Here is an 18,642-nt window from a genome sequence, read left to right as displayed (position 1 = left end):
GTACAAAAAACACAAAAACAAACCACTCATTAACAATAACTTATACAGATAAAAAAAAATAAACTTTTTAGCATATTTTTTTAGCACATCAATTTATCACTATCAAAAAATATCACATATTTTTCGTAAATTGTTCCAACCTTTACAAATATTAATAAGGTAAAAAAACAGACAGTGTAACGTCCACCAGCTATTGATCGTTGAAAGCGGCAACAATGTCCAGGCGGACGGACTAACATATGTAAAGATAAAGAGATGAAATAGCTACAATTGTAGCACGAACACGGAAGAGCACGGGGTGACTTTCATGCCATCTGACAAATAATTGCTTGTGCTTAAAATAAACTGGATATGCTATATAACCATTAAAAGACACATAATCTGCGAATGAAATTACATGCTATAGAAACGGGATTTTTTAAACTCGATGGCGGTGCAATGTTTGGCGTTGTCCCAAAGAGTATCTGGAACAAAACAAACCCGGCCGACTCAAACAATATGTGTACCTGGGGAAACCGCTTGCTCCTCATCGAGGACAGTAATCGATTAATGCTGGTCGATACAGGACTGGGAGACAAACAAAATGAAAAATTCTTCAGCTATTATTATCTTCACGGAGATGCAACGCTGGATAAATCATTAAAAAATATTGGATTTGACAGAAGCGATATCACCGATGTCATCCTTACACACCTGCACTTCGACCATTGTGGCGGGGCTATAGCCCGTGAAGGTGAACAGCTGGTTCCGGCTTTTAAAAATGCTCATTTTTGGAGCAATAGTGACCATTGGTCTTGGGCTACCGATCCTAACCCGCGCGAAAAAGCTTCTTTCTTAAAAGAGAACATTCTACCGATACAGGAGAGCGGACAATTAAAATTTGTTGAAGATCATCAGAATCCTTTTGGAAACAATATCGCTATCCGTTATGCACACGGCCATACAGAAGCTATGATGTTGCCACAGATACAGTATAAAGGCAAAACAATCCTCTATATGGCGGATCTATTACCTTCGGTGGGACATATTCCCATTCCTTATGTTATGGGTTATGATGTCAGACCCCTCGTGACCATGGAGGAACGTAGCAGCTATTGGAATGAGATCGTCGATAATGAATACATCTTATTTTTCGAACACGATCCCATACATGAATGCTGTACACTTCAACGTACTGAAAAAGGTATCCGGGTAAAGGACATTTTCAAATTGGGCGAGATTTAGCAAGTCTAATCAAAGGAGATCAAATAGGATATGAAAAAGGATAAACAAAAAAAAGGGCTACTTTGAAAGTAGCCTTTTTTGTTTCATGAATATGTTTAGAATCTAAAGCCCAAAGCCCAGTAATTTTCGAAAAACCATATTTGTTGGGATGCTTTATCTACCCCTCTTCTTCCAGTTGTACGAATGTTTGTTAAATCAGTCCAGCCCGTTTTGAAGTTCCCCTGAAGATAGAGTCCTTTATAAAAACGGTAGTGCAAACCAACTTTTGCCGAAGCACCATAACCCGCAATGTTCCAAAAGTGGTTGGCTCCTTCGCCAAAAAGATGCACGTCGGAACGAGGAATCAATAGACCTACATCCACACCAGATTCCATTGTCAGCACCTGTTGACCTTTGCGATTATTGATGATGTCATCATAACGCTCCAGACCTACTGAGGCAAAGTTATAACCATCTGTATGCTCAAATGTCAGCATGGCAGAGTCTACAGTAATAACTTTACCATCATACTGTCCTGCTTTATCTCCCGTAGGTATACCGGGTTTTGAGATTTCATCCCCAATATAACCTGAAATTTTGATTTGCTGCGGAATATCGACCACATATTTCATATGGTCCCATCCCAATGAAATTGAGTAATTATCCTTGATATAATAACCAAAGTGCAGATTAAATTGTGGAATAGTTAATCGGCTTGGATCAAAATACGTCGAACCAAATTTAGTTGGCCTATCACCCGCTTTTACATCATGGAGTATAAAGTCATAATTAGGACCCGTAAAATGAATATCTGATTTCGCGTAAGAAGAGAAGTTGTACCCCCAAAAGAAGAAGAATTTGCCCTTGTTACTTTCTGTTCTCAAATTTTTCGGTTTGAAAATGCTTTTTCCTATCTCAGGATTTTCTTGGGCAAATAAGGCAGAAACACTTAATGCAAGTGCTCCAATCGTTAAAAATATTTTTCTCATATCGGTGCTAAAAACGTTGGGCAAAAGTACCCGCATTCTATTTTATAAGCAAATAAAATCAATGGAAATTGGAAAAATATGACGAAGATCACAGAAATGTCATTCCACGCTGGAAACAAAAAAAGCTGCCTTCCAGGAAAGCAGCTTTTCAGTTATTATATTTCCAAGGAATTGTTACCCTTGATTTTTACGAATAATATTCAAAGCCCCACCAGCTTTAAACCACTCAATTTGTTGCGCATTGTAGGTATGGTTCGCCAAAATCTCTTCTTGCGTTCCGTCTGCGTGATGTAATACAAGTGTTAAAGGTTTACCTGGTGCAAATGTTGTCAAGCCGATAATATCAATGGTATCATTTTCCTGAATCTTGTTATAATCGTCTTTGTTTGCAAAAGTTAATCCCAACATACCTTGTTTTTTCAAGTTCGTTTCGTGAATACGCGCGAAAGACTTAACTAAAACAGCACGAACACCCAAATGACGAGGTTCCATCGCTGCATGCTCGCGGGAAGAACCTTCACCGTAGTTTTCATCACCGACTACAATTGAACCAATACCGTGTGCTTTATAGTCCCGCTGTGTAGCAGGAACAGGACCATATTCGCCTGTGAGTTGATTTTTAACGCTATCAGTCTTCTCATTGAAGAAATTCAAAGCACCAATCAACATGTTATTTGAGATATTGTCCAAATGGCCACGGTATTTCAACCAAGGACCAGCCATAGAAATATGGTCAGTAGTACATTTACCTTTCGCCTTAATCAATAATTTCAACCCTTTCAAATCGGTACCTTCCCATGGAGCAAAAGGCTCCAACAGTTGAAGACGATCAGAAGTAGGAGCTACATCAACCACCACCGAACTACCATCAGCTGCAGGTGCCTGATAACCGGGATCATCTACCGCAAAGCCTTTCGTTGGCAACTCATCCCCTACAGGAGGATCCAGCTTCACTTGTTCACCTTTATTGTTTGTCAAGGTATCAGTTACCGGATTGAAACCCAAATCACCAGAGATCGCAATCGCAGCTACTAATTCTGGTGATGCAACAAATGCATAAGTATTTGGATTGCCATCTGCACGTTTTGCAAAGTTACGATTGAAAGAATGAACGATTGTATTTTTCTCTTGTTTATCGGCTCCTACACGATCCCACATACCGATACATGGACCACATGCATTGGTAAAAATTGTCGCATTGAGGTCTTCAAAAGTTTTCAGCAAACCATCGCGATCAGCCGTAAAACGCACTTGCTCTGACCCGGGATTAATACCGAATTCAGCTTTTGTGATAAGCCCTTTATCAACTGCTTGTTTTGCAATGGAGGCAGCACGGGATAAATCTTCATAAGAAGAATTTGTACACGAACCGATCAATCCCCATTCCACTTGCAATGGCCAGCCATTCTTTTCAGCCTCTTCGCGCATGCGTGAAACTGGGGTATATAAATCTGGCGTAAAAGGACCATTTAGAGAAGGTTCCAATTCAGATAGATTGATTTCTATTAACTGATCAAAATACTGCTCAGGATTAGCATAAACTTCTGCATCTGCTGTCAGGTGGTCTTTAATTACATTTGCCGCATCCGCCACTTCGGCACGACCAGTAGCACGTAAATAACGCTCCATGGATTCATCGTACCCAAAAGTTGAGGTTGTCGCGCCAATTTCAGCGCCCATGTTACAGATTGTTCCTTTTCCTGTACAAGATAAAGACTCCGCACCTTCGCCAAAATATTCAACGATAGCACCTGTTCCACCTTTTACAGTCAAGATACCTGCAACTTTCAAGATCACGTCTTTTGCTGCAGCCCATCCGCTGAGCTTACCTGTCAATTTTACACCGATCAGCTTAGGGAATTTAAGCTCCCAAGGCAAACCTGCCATGACATCACAAGCATCAGCACCACCCACACCGATTGCAACCATACCTAAACCGCCGGCGTTCACCGTATGCGAGTCCGTACCAATCATCATACCGCCTGGAAAAGCATAGTTTTCCAAAACAACCTGGTGAATAATACCTGCTCCGGGTTTCCAGAAACCGATACCATATTTATTGGACACAGAACTCAAAAAGTTAAATACTTCAGAGCTTTCGTTTTTAGCTCGCGCTAAATCTTTGTCTGCTCCTTCTTTCGCCTGAATCAGGTGATCACAGTGTACGGTAGAAGGAACTGCTGCCTTTGGACGCCCAGCTTGCATAAATTGCAATAATGCCATCTGTGCAGTTGCATCCTGCATAGCAACGCGGTCTGGAGCAAAGTCAACGTAAGAAACGCCGCGTTTGTAATCTTCAGTAGCATTGCCATCCCAAAGGTGGGCATACAAAATTTTCTCAGATAAAGTCAAAGGTTTGTTAACCACTTGACGAGCCGCAGCAATGCGCTCGTCATATTGGCTATAGACCTTTTTAATCATATCTATATCAAAAGCCATATCTCTCTAATTTATGTTGTTTAATTAAGTTACTAAACCCTAATCACTCATTATTTTGTTGGAATAGGCGCAAACTTTGTTAAGTTAATGCCTTCCACAGCAGCTTTATATTCTTCGATATTCGGAATACGGCCCAAGATCGCTGAAAGAACAACAACTGGAGTTGATGCTAATAAAGACTCCCCTTTTTTACCATCTCTGTCTTCAACAACACGTCCTTGGAATAAGCGCGTTGAAGTAGCCATTACCGTGTCACCTTTAGCTGCTTTTTCCTGATTACCCATGCAAAGGTTACAACCAGGGCGCTCCAAGTACATAATATTCTCGTATTCAGTACGCGCAGAACTTTTTGGTAAAGCATCGCTAAATTCAAATCCAGAGTACTTTTGTAAGAATTCCCAATCGCCTTCCGCTTTCAGCTCATCAATGATATTGTACGTTGGAGCTGCAACGACCAAAGGAGCTTCAAATGTAACGACACCTTTTTGCTGTTCAATATTTTTCAACATCTTCGATACGATTTTCAAATCGTCTTTGTGAACCATACAAGAACCAACGAAACCTAAGTCTACCTTTTTATTTCCACCGTAGTAAGAAAGGTCGCGAATTGTATCGTGTGTATAACGTTTGGAAACATCCGCATTATTCACATCCGGGTCCGCAATCATCGGTTCTTCGATGATATCCAGATCAATAACAACCTCAGCATAATATTTCGCATTGGTATCTGGAGTTAAAGCAGGCTTAGCACCAGATTTAATTTCCTCAATACGTTTATTCGCCTTGTCAATTAAGCCCTGCAAAACATTATTTTTGTTTTCCATGCCTTTATCGATCATAATCTGGATACGGTTTTTAGCGATCTCCAATGATTCGATCAAGGTATTATCCTGTGAAATACAAATAGAAGCTTTCGCCTTCATTTCTGCAGTCCAGTCAGTAAAAGTAAATGCCTGATCGGCTAAAAGCGTTCCGATATGAACTTCAATAATTCTGCCTTGGAAAACGTTCTCGCCAGCAAATTGCTGCAGCATCTGCGCTTGTGTAGCATGAACCACATCACGGAAATCCATGTGTTCTTTCATACTGCCTTTAAACGTAACTTTTACAGATTCTGGGATTGGCATAGAAGCCTCACCTGTCGCTAAAGCTAGCGCCACCGTACCAGAGTCAGCACCAAAAGCAACACCTTTAGACATACGGGTATGTGAATCACCTCCGATAATGATCGCCCACTCATCAATTGTAATATCATTTAATACCTTATGAATAACGTCTGTCATCGAATGATATACACCTTGAGGGTCACGTGCTGTGATTAATCCAAAGTCATTCATAAATTTCATCAGTTTTGGAATATTCGCTTGTGCTTTTTTATCCCAAACCGATGCCGTATGACAGCCTGATTGATAAGCGCCGTCTACGGTAGGTGCAATTACAGTCGCGGCCATTGCTTCGAGCTCCTGCGCAGTCATCAAACCTGTTGTATCCTGAGAACCAACAATATTTACTTTAACGCGAACGTCAGAACCGGCATGTAATACTTTACCCGGAGCTACACCAACCGCATTTTTATTAAAGATTTTCTCTACAGCAGTCAAACCTTGTCCTTCAATCGTGATTTCTTTTGAAGGAGCAAACACTATAGGCGCCTGAATTCCCAGAGCAGCAGCAGCAAAAGTTTGGATCTTTTTACCGAAAACGATCGCATAAGAACCACCCGCTTTGATAAATTCCATTTTTTGTGGAGTCAAAGCTTTGGAAATATCGATCAGCTCCTGCTCGCCATTATATAATTTTTTAGTCTTAGTATTGATCGTTAAGACAGTACCTGTAGCGACAGAATAAGCTTCTTCAAGAATTGGCTCATTTTTCTCGTTACGGATTACGTTGCCATTTTCATCCACTTTCTTCACCCAGTTTTTAAGGTCTATACCGATACCTCCGGTCACATCCACTGTGGTCAAGAAAATAGGTGAGATACCATTTGTACCACCTACAATTGGTGCGATGTTCACAAAAGGAACATAAGGACTCGCTTGTTTACCTGTCCATAATGCAACGTTGTTGACACCCGACATACGAGATGACCCCACACCCATTGTTCCTTTCTCAGCAATTAACATGACACTTTTACCAGGGTGTTGCGCCTGTAACTCAACGATCTGTTGCTGTGCTTCAGGTGTGATCATACATTTTCCATGTAATTCACGATCTGAACGCGAGTGCGCCTGGTTACCTGGCGACAATAAATCTGTCGAGATATCACCTTCACCAGCGATAAAAGTAATCACCTGAATTTCCTCAGCAACCTCAGGCAGTTTTGTAAAAAACTCTGCTTTTGCGTAGCTTTCTAAAATATCTTTTGCGACCTCATTGCCTTGTTCAAAAGCTTCTTTCAAACGAGCGGTATCCGCATCATATAAGAAAACTTGTGTTTTAAGAACCTCAGCCGCCTGTTTTGCAATAGCTAGGTCTGCACCCAAGGCCAGGTCCAATAAAACCGTGATTGAAGGACCACCTTTCATATGTGACAACAACTCAAAAGCGAAATCAGGTGTAATTTCAGCAACAACTGATTCACCCAAAACAATTTCCTTCAGGAATTGTGCTTTAACACCTGCTGCAGGTGTAGTACCCGGCAACGTGTTGTAAATAAACAATCTTAAAGATTCAGCTCTATTTTCATTGTTTAAATCTTTAATCTGAGCAATTACCTCACTTAGTAATTCTGCTCCGTCAATAGGCTTAGGATGTAATCCTTGGCCTTCCCGTTCTACAACCTCTTGTACGTAATCGTTGTAAATACTCATAGATATCTATCTTTCTATTTTATGGGCAGCATAAAAACACCTATGTCTTTCTACACCACCATGTCTGTAATATAATTAAGCTAATACGCCATCTATCGGGTCCCCCCCTGACAAATCACAAATTAGCCCTTCCACTTCATGTTTTGAAGCTGATCTATTTGTCGTAAATCAACTTATATGACTAATTACAAAAATAGTGAAAATCCAACTTTAAACGCATGCATTCCATTTATTTAAATCAATTTGGAATTGTTCTAAACAGCACTTATGCAATCCTGCCATCTTTTTTTGAAATCCGCTATATCGCATTTATTTCTTTCAAAAAAAAAGGTGATTTATATTATTAAATCACCTTTTCGTTTTATATACTTTCTACAGTTATATCAATGTCTTTTAATGCTTTCACAGTTTCCAGAGGATCTGTCGCGTTGAAGACAAATGAACCTGCCACCAGCACATCTGCTCCGGCTTTCAATAACTGCGCTGCATTCGCACTCGTTACTCCCCCATCGATTTCAATCAGCAGACCATCATTCACTCCCTGTGCCATGGCCCTTAGTTCCTGTACTTTGGCATAGGTATTTGGAATAAATTTCTGACCACCGAAACCTGGGTTAACCGACATGATACAAACCAAGTCCAGATCCGCAAGAACATCTTTTAAAAGTGCTACTGGCGTATGTGGATTCAATGCAACGCCTGCTTTACAGCCCAATTCTTTAATAGCAGCCAGAGTCCGATGCAAATGTGTACAGGCTTCATAATGAACGGTAATGATTGCTGCACCTGAGTCTTTACATACCTGCAGATAACGGTCTGGATCAACAATCATCAAATGTACATCCAAAGGTTTAGCGGCATGTTTTGCAATAGCCTGCATAACTGGAAATCCAAAAGAGATATTTGGCACGAAAACACCGTCCATAATATCAATATGAAACCAATCTGCCTCACTGTTGTTTACCATGATGATATCATCGTATAATTTTGCAAAGTCTGCAGCAAGAACGGATGGTGCAATTAGATGTGATTTTGTTGACATGTTGTATTTTTTCTGCAAAGATAACAAGTATTTTTTGTCCATCACAGCATTCCTCCTATTTAATACCTATAAACGACAATTGGCAGAAGCTGCAGAAAATAATTATAATTACATTTGTATATTAACATGATAATAAAATACAGCTCACCGTGGGAAGACTAAAAATAAAATACAGAAGAGAATTAAATACAACGGAGAACCTCGTCCGAAAAATTGGATTAATACTTATCACCATTATTCTGATCTGTATTTTCCTTCCCAAACAGCCTCGTTTTCGCTATGAATTCCAAAAGGGAAAAGTATGGAATCATGAGAATCTGATATCACCTTATAATTTTGCGATATTAAAAACACAAGAGGAACTGAATGCGGATAAGAAAAGTATCTTAAACACGATTCAACCTATATATAATGCTAATACAACGACCAGCAAGGAGCAAATTGATCAGTTCAACACGGATCTGGCCGAAAAGTGGCAAAGCAGCAAGTTGGATACAACGCATGAAAATATAGTAGATTATAGAAATGCCGGCAATGCCATCTTAAGCCATCTCTATGGCAAAGGCATTTTGTCATTGAACAATCGGTTTCAGAACCGCAGCAATGACAAATCTCCGGCTTCCAAGCATTACAACTTCACATTGATCCAGGACAAAGTTGCCAGCCAAAAAAACACGGCCGACTGTTACACCATCGAAAGCTCTTATGGTTATATGGATGAGATCATGCCCAAATTGACCAAGATAAAACAAAAGAGCTGGCTGGAGGAAACTTTAAAAAATTACATTACCATTAACTACATCTACAACGATCAACAAACAGAAGCTTTAGAACAAAATGCCATTGCAAACATATCGGCTACGCGCGGTGTGGTCCAAAAAGGAGAACTGATCGCTGAAAAGGAGAAAATCATATCCAATGAGACGTACCAGAAACTCGAGTCGCTTCGTAAGGTATATGAAGATGAAGGCAAGATCAGCGGAAATCAAAACTATGTGACCCTGGGGCAATTTCTGATTATCTCGCTCGCCCTTTCTATTTTGATGGTATTCCTTTTTCTTTTCCGTAAGGACATCTATTTTAACAATAGGTTGCTGGTCATTATCATGATTGTGATCATTGGTATGCTCGCTGTCCTATCTTGGGCCATCAAAATCAAAATCCCCAATCTCTATTACATCCCGTTTTGCGCCGTCCCCATTATTATTCGTATTCTTTTTGATACGCGTGTTGCACTCAATATACATCTGTTGATGGTTCTGCTGGCAGGTCTTTTTGTACCGAATAGTTTTGAGTTCGTCTTTTTGCAATTTATGGCGGGGATAGTTGCGATCTATAGTATTAAAACATTGGTTAAACGAGAGCAGCTGTTCATTTCCTCTGCTATTATCCTCGGTACCTATTGGATTGCTTACATTGGCTTGGTCGTCACGAGAAATGGATCTATAGACACCATTTACTGGTCTGACCTTCTTCCTTTTTTCGTAAGCGTGATGATTACCTTATTAGCTTATCCAATGATCTATGCATTCGAAAAGTTATTTGGTATTGTATCAGATCTAACACTCATGGAGCTTACCAATAGTAACTCCAAGTTATTGCGGGAGCTCTCTTTTAAAGCTCCGGGAACATTTCAGCACTCCTTACAGGTGGCTAATCTAGCCGAAGCCGCTATCTATAAAATTGGCGGGAATCCGCTGTTGGTCCGCGCCGGAGCCCTGTATCACGATATCGGAAAATTGACAAACCCCCAGTTTTTCATCGAGAATCAGAGGACAGAAAAAAATCCGCATGACGAGCTTTCACCAGAACAAAGTGCACAAATTATTATATCACATGTCATCAAAGGCGTTGATATTGCCAAAAAACATCAATTGCCTGACGTGATCCTTGATTTTATCCGCACACACCACGGAACGACACGTGTTGACTATTTTTATAACGTTTTTGTCAAGAACAACCCAGACAAACTGGTTGACGAGTCTTTATTTACTTATCCCGGCCCTATTCCTTTTTCCAAGGAAACAGCTGTACTCATGATGGCGGATTCGGTCGAAGCCGCATCCCGTGCGTTAAAAGAACCATCTGAAGAGTCTATCAATAATCTTGTCGATAAGATTATTGAACATAAATTGATGCGGGGGCAGTTCAATAATAGTAACATCACGCTAAAAGATATCACCGAATCTGCCGTTATTTTCAAGGCAATGCTCAAAAGTATCTACCATGTTCGGGTAGATTACGATTTAAGCAAAAAAACAATGTAATTTTAATTGTCAAACAACAAATTGAATTTCAAACGCTTATTGCAACGTTACATTTTTTTTGCATTTTTTTTAGTATTTAGACTTTGCAGAATCAAATAATTGCCTTATGTTTGCAATGTCAAAACGAGGAAGGGTGCCTGAGTGGCCGAAAGGAACAGTTTGCTAAACTGTCGTACTGGAAACGGTACCGCGGGTTCGAATCCCGCCCCTTCCGCAAAATACTCCCTGATAATCAAGCTGGTAATACCGTACCTGACAGAAAACGGACAGCATTGGTAAACTACAAGAATTTAAGAATGTATGATGCAAATTCTGATCTCTCAAAAGATTGGTTTGTATCATATTACTTTTTGAAGCCAATTGAACTTCAGAAAGCTAATGAACCCCAATATCAAAGATTTAAAATTTTTGATTCAATCAACTCTATTAAATCCCTCCGAGAACGCCGTTCACAGCTCAAAATAGTGTATCAGGCTTTATCGGAACTATTAGAGGAAGGTTTCTCCCCCTTCGCCAAATTCCAACAGCATAAGCTATCTAAATTCAATATATGCGAGTGCATTGAGGAATATTTGAAAAATGTTGAAGGAGAATTAAAACCAAAAACATATAAACTTTATAAAGGGAGGTTGAATTTTTTCAAAAACTATTTACAAAATGTTGGATTGGGTAATATAGATATATCGGATCTAACCAAGCAGGATATTTTTGATTTTGTAAAATATTTCCAAACAGAAAAATCCTGGAGTAATAAAACTTACAATCATTATTTGCAAGCTATCCATACCTTTTTACAATATTATATTGACAATTACGAGGGCTACCTGGAGAATAATGTTTGTGGAAAGGTAAAAAAGCTCCAAGTCTTTAAAAAGGGTAATCGCCCTTTCTCAAATGCCAGTTTCAAAAAAACACTAGAATGGTTAAAGGACAATGATCCATATTTGTACAACTTCTGCCGTTTTATATACTACAGTTGCATGCGTCCAGAGGCGGAGCTTAGATTACTGCAGATAATGCACATCGATCTACAAGGCCGTAAAATTATGGTTCCCTGCAATAACTCAAAGAGTAAAATCACTCAATATATCCCAATAGATGATGAATTTTACGAAGTAATTAAGTCGATGCGGTTAGAGAGATTTAATCCCAATTATTTTGTATTCGGATTAAAAGATGCCCCTGCAGAAAAGCCTGTATGTGAAAGATATTTCCGTAAGCGGTTTAATAAAGTACATAAGCATGTTTTTATTGAGGATTTGGTAACAATGTATTCCTTTAAACATACACGATGTATTCATCTAGTAGAAGATGGCGAAAAACTTCACAATATAATTAAAATTACTAGGCATAGAACCCTAGTAGAACTAATGGACTACCTAAAGGACATGGGGGTAATTTTAGGTGATGAGGTGAAATTTAAAAGCCGAAGTATATAACATAAAAAGCCTAGACCATGGTCTAGGCTTTTTATACATTAAAGTAATTTTTCAGATTGTAAAAGATTTCTAATATGTTGTCTCTCATTTTGTGATAATACAAAATTAGTTTTGAAATCTCCATTCTTTATAGTAATTCTTAAATTTACTATATTTCCATCTTCTTTGCGAAATTCCATAGTGACTTCGCTTGCATTCAAAATAGCATATGATAATATTTCCATAATATAATTAGCTGTTTATTGTCAGCTCTATTACCAATATAGGAACTAAAAGAAATTTTATAAACCCTAAAATAAAAATAGCGGTTGTCGATCAATGTAAAATTTAGTTTGAAAAAATCTAGGCTTTTACAATTGGATCAATCCAATAAATCTCATGGTCGGTCAAATTCAGCACCTCCATAGGCGAAACATTACATTCGATAATATCCTCCAATCCGTCCCCAAGTATTACCGCCAAATCTCCAGAAGGCACAATGGAACCTCGCAATATTGTACCCTCATCCAACACATATAGATCCGAAGTTATCATATTGACCCGGTTCTTAGTAATCCACTCGCGAAACTCTTCCTTGAACACCTTCTTAACTCTGCCTGCAAGATCGCGTGCAGCTTGTAGTTCATCACTGGCAACGTCGGGAAATTCAACATTTAAAAATGCTTCGTACATATCCCATTTCCCAGTTCGGATTGCTTCATTTCTCAAATAAAGCTTGCGGCCGTATTCTCCAACTTCGTTATAGTATTGTTGCAATGTTTTCATAATTTATCGTTCTATAAATACGCTTCCTTTTAGGTCCTCTTCACGAATGTTGTTCAATGCATCTTGAATTACCAAAATATTAGGCTCCTTAAATGGTACTGCCGTAATTCCCTCACAATCTAAAGCAACCAGCCATTCAAAAACATTCGGTACCGTAATAGCTTTCCACGTTACATTTTCGCTGTCCTCACAGTCGGATGGAGCAATTAGGACATTATATCCCTTGCGCTGAAGCTCTTTCAAGACTGAGTGAGTAACCTTTTCAAATCGCATTTTATTTGTTACTTTTAATTAAATATACAAAATTATGTGTTACCATACTTCCACTCCAAGCACGGCCCAGTTGGTTAAAGAGTTTAAAAACCTACAAGTGCATTACCAAAATGAGGAAATCTTTCATGTGAGTGGATTTACTCGGCCATACCTTCCTGTTACTTTAAACGAGGACCAGGACAGCGTGGTTCCGGCTCGATGGAAGCTTATCCCTTTTTGGGTAAAAACGGAAGATGATGCTGCCAAATATGCTAACACTTTGAACGCGGAATCAGAATCTATTTTTGAAAAGGCATCCTATAAAAATTCGATACTCAAAACTCGGGGCCTGCTTTACGTCAATGGTTTCTATGAACCCCACAAAGTAGCTGGGCAAAAGGACACTGAGAATTACTACATCTATACTCCATCCAAGGAAATTTTCACTTTGGGCATTGTCTATGCTAATTTCAAAGACTACGAGACTAATAACGTATATCCTACTTTTTCTATTATCACAACTGCCGCCAATCCTTTACTCGAGGAGATCCACAATGAAAAGAAACGTATGCCATTGATCATTCCTCCCGATCGCCGTGATACATGGCTAAACGCTAGCAGTAAAGACGATATACAGCAACTAATGATTCCTTATGAGGGTGAACTTGGAGCGCATAAAGTTTTCCGCGTTACAGGAGCCAAAGGTGACACTAACCGCCCAGACATTCAGGACGCGATTTAGTATTCCTCCGCTCTTTCACCACCCATTTTATCGCGGCTTCCAGTTCGTCTGGCCACGCTTTTAATCCTTCTTCAAGTATCTTTGCACCAGTCTCAATTCCGACGTTTTGAGCGGCCAATAAAGCCGACTTTTTCACATGTTCGACATATCCTTCAGGTGGTTGTTTGCTTAATTCCATAATTCAAATTTAAAATATATCTTGATATTTTGCTAATAATGTTAGTAATTTTACAAAATGAAACCTCTTGAAGTCTTTTGCCGAAATCGTGTTATGTATGTTCAAATGAGCATACACGATAAGACTATGGGCATGAAAGATTATCATCTTTACAACAAAAATGGCCTAGCTTTTTATGTATTCCGCAAGTCTCAAGGGTTTTGGGAACTAGCGTATGGTGAACTTGCTGACGATATAAAGGAGGCTTGTATCGACGCGCTGATCATACGTTTCGATACCGATGTGCCCGAGCTATTCTATCACCATGGTAAACGCCAGGTAGTCGAAGTTCGCGCGAAGAAATATAGCCTTTGGCATATTTACCTGAATAACGGCTACGTCGGCAGTATCGATTATGATAAATTTTCAAAGGCTTTCGATTATCATATTGAAGATAATAGCCTATTAACTGACAATCACGTTCAAAAGTACATAGGCATGATCCAACGGGGCGAACTTAAGTGGATAAAGGATGATATTCCAAGGATTTGAAGTAGATGGCGTTCCCCAAGTTGTAGATATTTCCCCACTTATGGGCGGATATTTTCACGTTTATATCAACAGGTATTTCGTAACAAGTATATCCTACACCACCGAGGGTTGGCGTGTACATTTTAATAACAACTCTTGGCTGACAAAGGATGAAGCGGATATAATGATAGAATTGATTGAGTCAGGGGAAATTCCTACGTTATAAGAAAGGTGATCATTTGACCACCTTCTTTACCCACCAAAAAATCAAACATATCGCCAGTGCTATAGCTACCCAAAAGTAAATGAAACTTGTACCTTTGGGCTCCTTTTGTATATCCTCAATTTTAGTCGATTCTTTTTGCCGCTGTTCATGATTGACAGCAACTTGTTTTTGGACCTGTTCAGATCCTCTCTTTTCGCTTTCTTCTTTGTAGTCCTTATGCTCAGTAACTGTTTGTTTGGTATGCTGCGTAATCTTATCACCAGGCGATTCAGACTTTACAGTAAGTGTCTGCTTAAGCGTATCTAGCTGAACTAATATCTTAAACCCTGCAGAATCTTTGAGCAATATATTGGCCCCCGATACAACCTTATCAATGCCAACCGAACCACTGACTTTCCCACCTTTTTTTTCGGTCGTTACCGTAGTTTCTGTTTCGGTGACTACTGTTCCCTTGTCAACCTTAACAGTGCGCTGTAGGCTGTCTATTTGAGTTTTCTCGGTCAATGAGCTATCACGTTTATTGACCACTTCCAAAGAATGTTTTTCAACGTGCTTTGTTGACTTTCGAAATAGTCCACAGGAAGCAACGGAGGTCACTATGACCGCCATTGCCAAAACATTACTTAACCTTCCCATCCAATACAGCGTTTACACTATCCAAATGATTGTTCCACTTGATCAGGAACTCAGGTTGAGGAGCCTTCTTTCTCCCCTGGTTGTAGCTTGATGCTATTACACCGAATAACAACAGCAATATCATAATAAGTCTTTTCATATCGACTATTCTTTGTTTATCACTTTATTCAATACGGTATCCAGCTTTTGCATACCCTGTTCAACTCCTTCCTTCATTGGCTGCACGGCTTCATTAAGCTGTTTAGGCAATTCAGTTGAAACTTTTGATTCGACAGCAGGATCAACCTGCCTGCGTATCTCGGCTTTTATTTCATTGTTCAGGTCTCTACTTTGCCCTAACAATAGATAAATGAGTGCGATATTTCCTAGTACGGAAATGATCAGCATCAAAGCCATAAAATCACGCTCTGCCATACCGAAAATCTTACGGACATCATTTACCCTTTTACCTATGAAATCGTCTTTTTCCTCTGCCATTATTTCCACAAACTAGCATAATAATTAATTTTAGCCCGACGGTCGTCAAGGCCATTTGGAATCACCTTTGTATCGACTCGACCAACATTAATAATCCGTGCAACATTTAAGATGCTTTCTTCTGGTAAATCCTTAGCATATCTCCAAATATTCTTAGCATCAAATTCCTTTAATGCCGTTGTGAAGTAATATGCAGATTCTCCTATCAAATCTGGATTGTCGTATAATTCCTGACCACCATACCGTTTGTAATCAAAGCCACCAGTACATTGCAATGCGCCACCTCCACGATATTTCCATCCGTCACCTAGTTTAGTATTTCCGAGTTCTGCCGCCTTTTTCGGGTTGCCTAAACCGTAAACGCGTTCTGCCAAATCCCAAGGGTTACCAGCCAAACGCCCAGCTTCTGCCACAGTAACATTTGCCGAGTGTTTACCTACACCGAAAATTTGCATAATCCGAGGAGCTGTGTAATTCATATTCTCCCGGACAATCGTAAATTCCCCACTTTCGTGGTGAATATTTGCGAAGAAGTGTATTGTCTGCACTCGCGTGCGACCGAACTTTGCTGCGAACTTTGATAACGTTTCCTTTCCTATAATACCATCGGCACTCGCACCGACGGATTTCTGTAATTCCTTTATTCTATCTTTTGCTGTCATATCGTACCATAGTTATTGTATAAAAGATTGTTTTTTACTTGCATTTCTTACCCTTTCTTTTACCAAGGATGCCGTCAGGGAATGCCCCGACGACTCTTTGGATATATTGTATGCTTTCTTTCTTTGTCATGCCTTATAACTTGTCAAACATTACACTCATTGTAAAATCCCAAATATCGTCTACAATTACATTCTTATTACTAACCCTACGATAGTACTTATTATCTGCATCTGACGGGTTTGGCGGGAAAGGTCTATCCCATATAAACATAACTGCCTCCGCATCGTACCCTATGGGAGTCGAAATAAAGGAATTTGCGTTAACAGAATATCTTTTCCCCAGGTGTTTTGATATATATTCACGGTTCCCAATAACCTCTAATTTATATTGATCATTACCATTAACTAAAACAGATTCGCCTTTCTCGTTATATATCAACTGACCCATATCTTTGCCTATACAGGAAATAGCATGATATGCAGTTGGAATTAAGAGGTTTTGTTTCCACTTCAGCGTATTGTGAGTTATGTAGCCTCCATTAGATATTAACGTCTCTTTAAGGTGCTCGCATTCTACAGTATGATTTGGATCGACAGTGCCCGGGGAAGGACTTGCAGCAGTTTGGTGCATATTAGTATTTTGCACATATCTAAATGATTTACATTCTGTCAGAGGGATGCTAGCTGTAGCTGGAACCAATATTCCATCAGCAAAAAATGAAAAATCAATGATCTTCTCATCGCCGTGAAATCCACCTGTAAAATCTACCTTTCCATTAGTTCTATACACAAATTCAGATTCTCCGGAAGTCATTGCTCGAACTTGAAGTTGCGTCATGATATCATTCTCATAACGGTACATATAGGCATTTGTTATGCGCCACAAATCTTTGTAAACCAATTCAGACATATCTGTCTCTCTTGTAATTTCAATACCTATAAACTCATTTATGGATTTAGGCAACTTTGAATAAACAATGAATTTTTTTGCTGATAAATCGAACTTATAGAATAAAGTCTTAGGTGCAACATATGGAGCATTTTCAATCTTAGTTCCGTCAATTCTCTTAACAATGCTCATTCCTCCAGTATACGGAGCCAACGGTAAAGCTTCTGATCCCTCATTAACCATAAAGGAATTGGCAAAAGCATTGTCTATAGGGTTATTAATAGGAGGATTAACAATACCAATTCCGGACGCATTAGCTATGGTGTGTGCTCTGAACTTAGCGTTAACAGGAGATGTATATGTATACTTTTTTTGACCACTACCAAATACGATACTACCAGGTATTACAGCCTGATTTTCATCATAAAAACAAACTACAGCATTACTTGTCGAAAAATCAGAATGACCGCTACTAGTATAAGTTGTATTTCCTTTACATGGCTCTAATCCTGTACAACACCAATTATCTGAATTGCTTGAATAGTTACCATTTGAATTTATTATACCTCTTCTATTTTTACTCTTATCACTTTCTTGCGCAGTTCCATATTCAATATCTGTGGTCAAAGAAAATAAAGGGGCAACGTAGTCTGATACTGCTTTCTCATTTGGTACAAGGCTACCACCTGGATTAAGAACAGGCACTCCACTTGGCTGCGGCAAAGGCACACTGCTTCCTAAGGTCCAGGTAGTACCGTCCCACCAGTTTGTATTTTTCTTTCCTGCAGGTGCTTCCCATGCCGTTCCCGTTGCAACAGGGGGTTCAGCAGATGTTCCATTTACAAACCACCCTTGAACATCTTCCATTTTACGATTTTGCCCATTTGGCCCTGGACGAAGTATTGTTGGAGTTGCTGAGGTAGCTCCGCCAGCAACAGCTTTTACGCCTTCCCCATTGATAACTATAACCTCGTTAAGTTTCTCCTTAGGGATTTTCATTATGGGCTTATCATCTTTCCCAACCATAAGGAAATCAAAGTCGGTAGCTTCATCTGCTCCGCTCGGCCATTGGATAACTTTTCCTTCTTCTTCTGCCATCTCTATATTGTTTAG

General features: G+C 39.4%; 18 protein-coding genes and 1 tRNA gene. 6 read left to right on the top strand and 13 right to left on the bottom strand.

The genetic code is table 11. The annotated features are described in order from the left end of the window. Nucleotides 1-387: 387 nt before the first annotated feature. Nucleotides 388-1,224, top strand: a complete 837-nt coding sequence (locus tag M2419_RS07510; protein ID WP_153844678.1) for an MBL fold metallo-hydrolase — start codon at nucleotides 388-390, stop codon at nucleotides 1,222-1,224. A gap of 95 nt (nucleotides 1,225-1,319) precedes the next feature. On the opposite strand, the gene M2419_RS07505 is transcribed toward M2419_RS07510, so the two are convergent. The 4 genes from M2419_RS07505 to rpe all read right to left on the bottom strand — a co-directional run bounded on the left by M2419_RS07505 (nucleotide 1,320) and on the right by rpe (nucleotide 8,486). Continuing rightward, complete coding sequence (locus M2419_RS07505) at nucleotides 1,320-2,192, bottom strand: hypothetical protein (RefSeq protein ID WP_153844679.1); 873 nt, start codon at nucleotides 2,190-2,192, stop codon at nucleotides 1,320-1,322. A 174-nt stretch (nucleotides 2,193-2,366) separates the two neighbouring features. Further along, nucleotides 2,367-4,631, bottom strand: a complete 2,265-nt coding sequence (locus tag M2419_RS07500) for an aconitate hydratase (protein ID WP_153844680.1) — start codon at nucleotides 4,629-4,631, stop codon at nucleotides 2,367-2,369. Nucleotides 4,632-4,681: 50 nt separating this feature from the next. Beyond that, on the bottom strand, nucleotides 4,682-7,444 hold the full coding sequence (locus M2419_RS07495; RefSeq protein ID WP_259254701.1) for a bifunctional aconitate hydratase 2/2-methylisocitrate dehydratase: 2,763 nt from the start codon (nucleotides 7,442-7,444) through the stop codon (nucleotides 4,682-4,684). Nucleotides 7,445-7,805: 361 nt separating this feature from the next. Next, on the bottom strand, nucleotides 7,806-8,486 hold the full coding sequence (gene rpe, locus M2419_RS07490; protein ID WP_153844682.1) for a ribulose-phosphate 3-epimerase: 681 nt from the start codon (nucleotides 8,484-8,486) through the stop codon (nucleotides 7,806-7,808). Between the two features lie 149 nt (nucleotides 8,487-8,635). Here rpe and M2419_RS07485 point away from each other — a divergent pair, with 149 nt between their 5' ends. From M2419_RS07485 to M2419_RS07475, 3 genes are all read left to right on the top strand, one after another. Further along, nucleotides 8,636-10,753 carry an HD family phosphohydrolase gene (locus M2419_RS07485; RefSeq protein ID WP_153844683.1) on the top strand — a complete coding sequence of 706 codons (2,118 nt, stop codon included), beginning with the start codon at nucleotides 8,636-8,638 and terminating at the stop codon, nucleotides 10,751-10,753. A gap of 127 nt (nucleotides 10,754-10,880) precedes the next feature. After that, nucleotides 10,881-10,967, top strand: a tRNA-Ser gene (locus M2419_RS07480). A gap of 82 nt (nucleotides 10,968-11,049) precedes the next feature. Continuing rightward, nucleotides 11,050-12,192 carry a site-specific integrase gene (locus tag M2419_RS07475; RefSeq protein ID WP_259254700.1) on the top strand — a complete coding sequence of 381 codons (1,143 nt, stop codon included), beginning with the start codon at nucleotides 11,050-11,052 and terminating at the stop codon, nucleotides 12,190-12,192. A 38-nt stretch (nucleotides 12,193-12,230) separates the two neighbouring features. On the opposite strand, the gene M2419_RS07470 is transcribed toward M2419_RS07475, so the two are convergent. The 3 genes from M2419_RS07470 to M2419_RS07460 form a co-directional block, all read right to left on the bottom strand. Next, nucleotides 12,231-12,416 (bottom strand): hypothetical protein, encoded by a 186-nt coding sequence (locus M2419_RS07470; RefSeq protein ID WP_259254699.1) that lies wholly within the window; start codon nucleotides 12,414-12,416, stop codon nucleotides 12,231-12,233. 118 nt (nucleotides 12,417-12,534) lie between these two features. Further along, a complete protein-coding gene (locus M2419_RS07465; protein WP_259254698.1) occupies nucleotides 12,535-12,957 on the bottom strand; it encodes a hypothetical protein in 423 nt (140 codons plus the stop codon). A 3-nt stretch (nucleotides 12,958-12,960) separates the two neighbouring features. Then, nucleotides 12,961-13,230: a hypothetical protein gene (locus M2419_RS07460; protein WP_259254697.1), complete on the bottom strand. Its 270-nt coding sequence runs from the start codon at nucleotides 13,228-13,230 to the stop codon at nucleotides 12,961-12,963. A gap of 34 nt (nucleotides 13,231-13,264) precedes the next feature. Here M2419_RS07460 and M2419_RS07455 point away from each other — a divergent pair, with 34 nt between their 5' ends. Beyond that, on the top strand, nucleotides 13,265-13,951 hold the full coding sequence (locus M2419_RS07455) for an SOS response-associated peptidase (protein WP_259254696.1): 687 nt from the start codon (nucleotides 13,265-13,267) through the stop codon (nucleotides 13,949-13,951). Here M2419_RS07455 and M2419_RS07450 read toward each other — a convergent pair. Continuing rightward, on the bottom strand, nucleotides 13,920-14,129 hold the full coding sequence (locus M2419_RS07450) for a hypothetical protein (protein WP_259254695.1): 210 nt from the start codon (nucleotides 14,127-14,129) through the stop codon (nucleotides 13,920-13,922). The genes M2419_RS07455 and M2419_RS07450 overlap by 32 nt on opposite strands. A gap of 57 nt (nucleotides 14,130-14,186) precedes the next feature. Between M2419_RS07450 and M2419_RS07445 the strand changes: the two genes are divergently transcribed. Further along, complete coding sequence (locus M2419_RS07445; RefSeq protein WP_259254694.1) at nucleotides 14,187-14,660, top strand: hypothetical protein; 474 nt, start codon at nucleotides 14,187-14,189, stop codon at nucleotides 14,658-14,660. A gap of 214 nt (nucleotides 14,661-14,874) precedes the next feature. On the opposite strand, the gene M2419_RS07440 is transcribed toward M2419_RS07445, so the two are convergent. From M2419_RS07440 to M2419_RS07420, 5 genes are all read right to left on the bottom strand, one after another. After that, on the bottom strand, nucleotides 14,875-15,501 hold the full coding sequence (locus M2419_RS07440) for a hypothetical protein (protein ID WP_259254693.1): 627 nt from the start codon (nucleotides 15,499-15,501) through the stop codon (nucleotides 14,875-14,877). Then, nucleotides 15,485-15,640, bottom strand: coding sequence for a hypothetical protein (locus M2419_RS07435; RefSeq protein ID WP_259254692.1), 156 nt, complete (start codon nucleotides 15,638-15,640; stop codon nucleotides 15,485-15,487). Before M2419_RS07435 ends, M2419_RS07440 begins: the two co-directional genes overlap by 17 nt. A 5-nt stretch (nucleotides 15,641-15,645) precedes the next feature. Further along, complete coding sequence (locus M2419_RS07430) at nucleotides 15,646-15,978, bottom strand: hypothetical protein (RefSeq protein WP_259254691.1); 333 nt, start codon at nucleotides 15,976-15,978, stop codon at nucleotides 15,646-15,648. Beyond that, nucleotides 15,978-16,640, bottom strand: coding sequence for a hypothetical protein (locus tag M2419_RS07425; RefSeq protein ID WP_259254690.1), 663 nt, complete (start codon nucleotides 16,638-16,640; stop codon nucleotides 15,978-15,980). Before M2419_RS07425 ends, M2419_RS07430 begins: the two co-directional genes overlap by 1 nt. Before the next feature lie 133 nt (nucleotides 16,641-16,773). Next, complete coding sequence (locus M2419_RS07420; RefSeq protein WP_259254689.1) at nucleotides 16,774-18,627, bottom strand: hypothetical protein; 1,854 nt, start codon at nucleotides 18,625-18,627, stop codon at nucleotides 16,774-16,776. Between the last annotated feature and the right edge of the window lie 15 nt (nucleotides 18,628-18,642).

This window comes from Sphingobacterium sp. BIGb0116 (assembly GCF_024808035.1).
Classification (GTDB): Bacteria; Bacteroidota; Bacteroidia; order Sphingobacteriales; family Sphingobacteriaceae; genus Sphingobacterium; species Sphingobacterium paramultivorum.
This window is presented reverse-complemented; position numbering and strand designations above follow the sequence as displayed.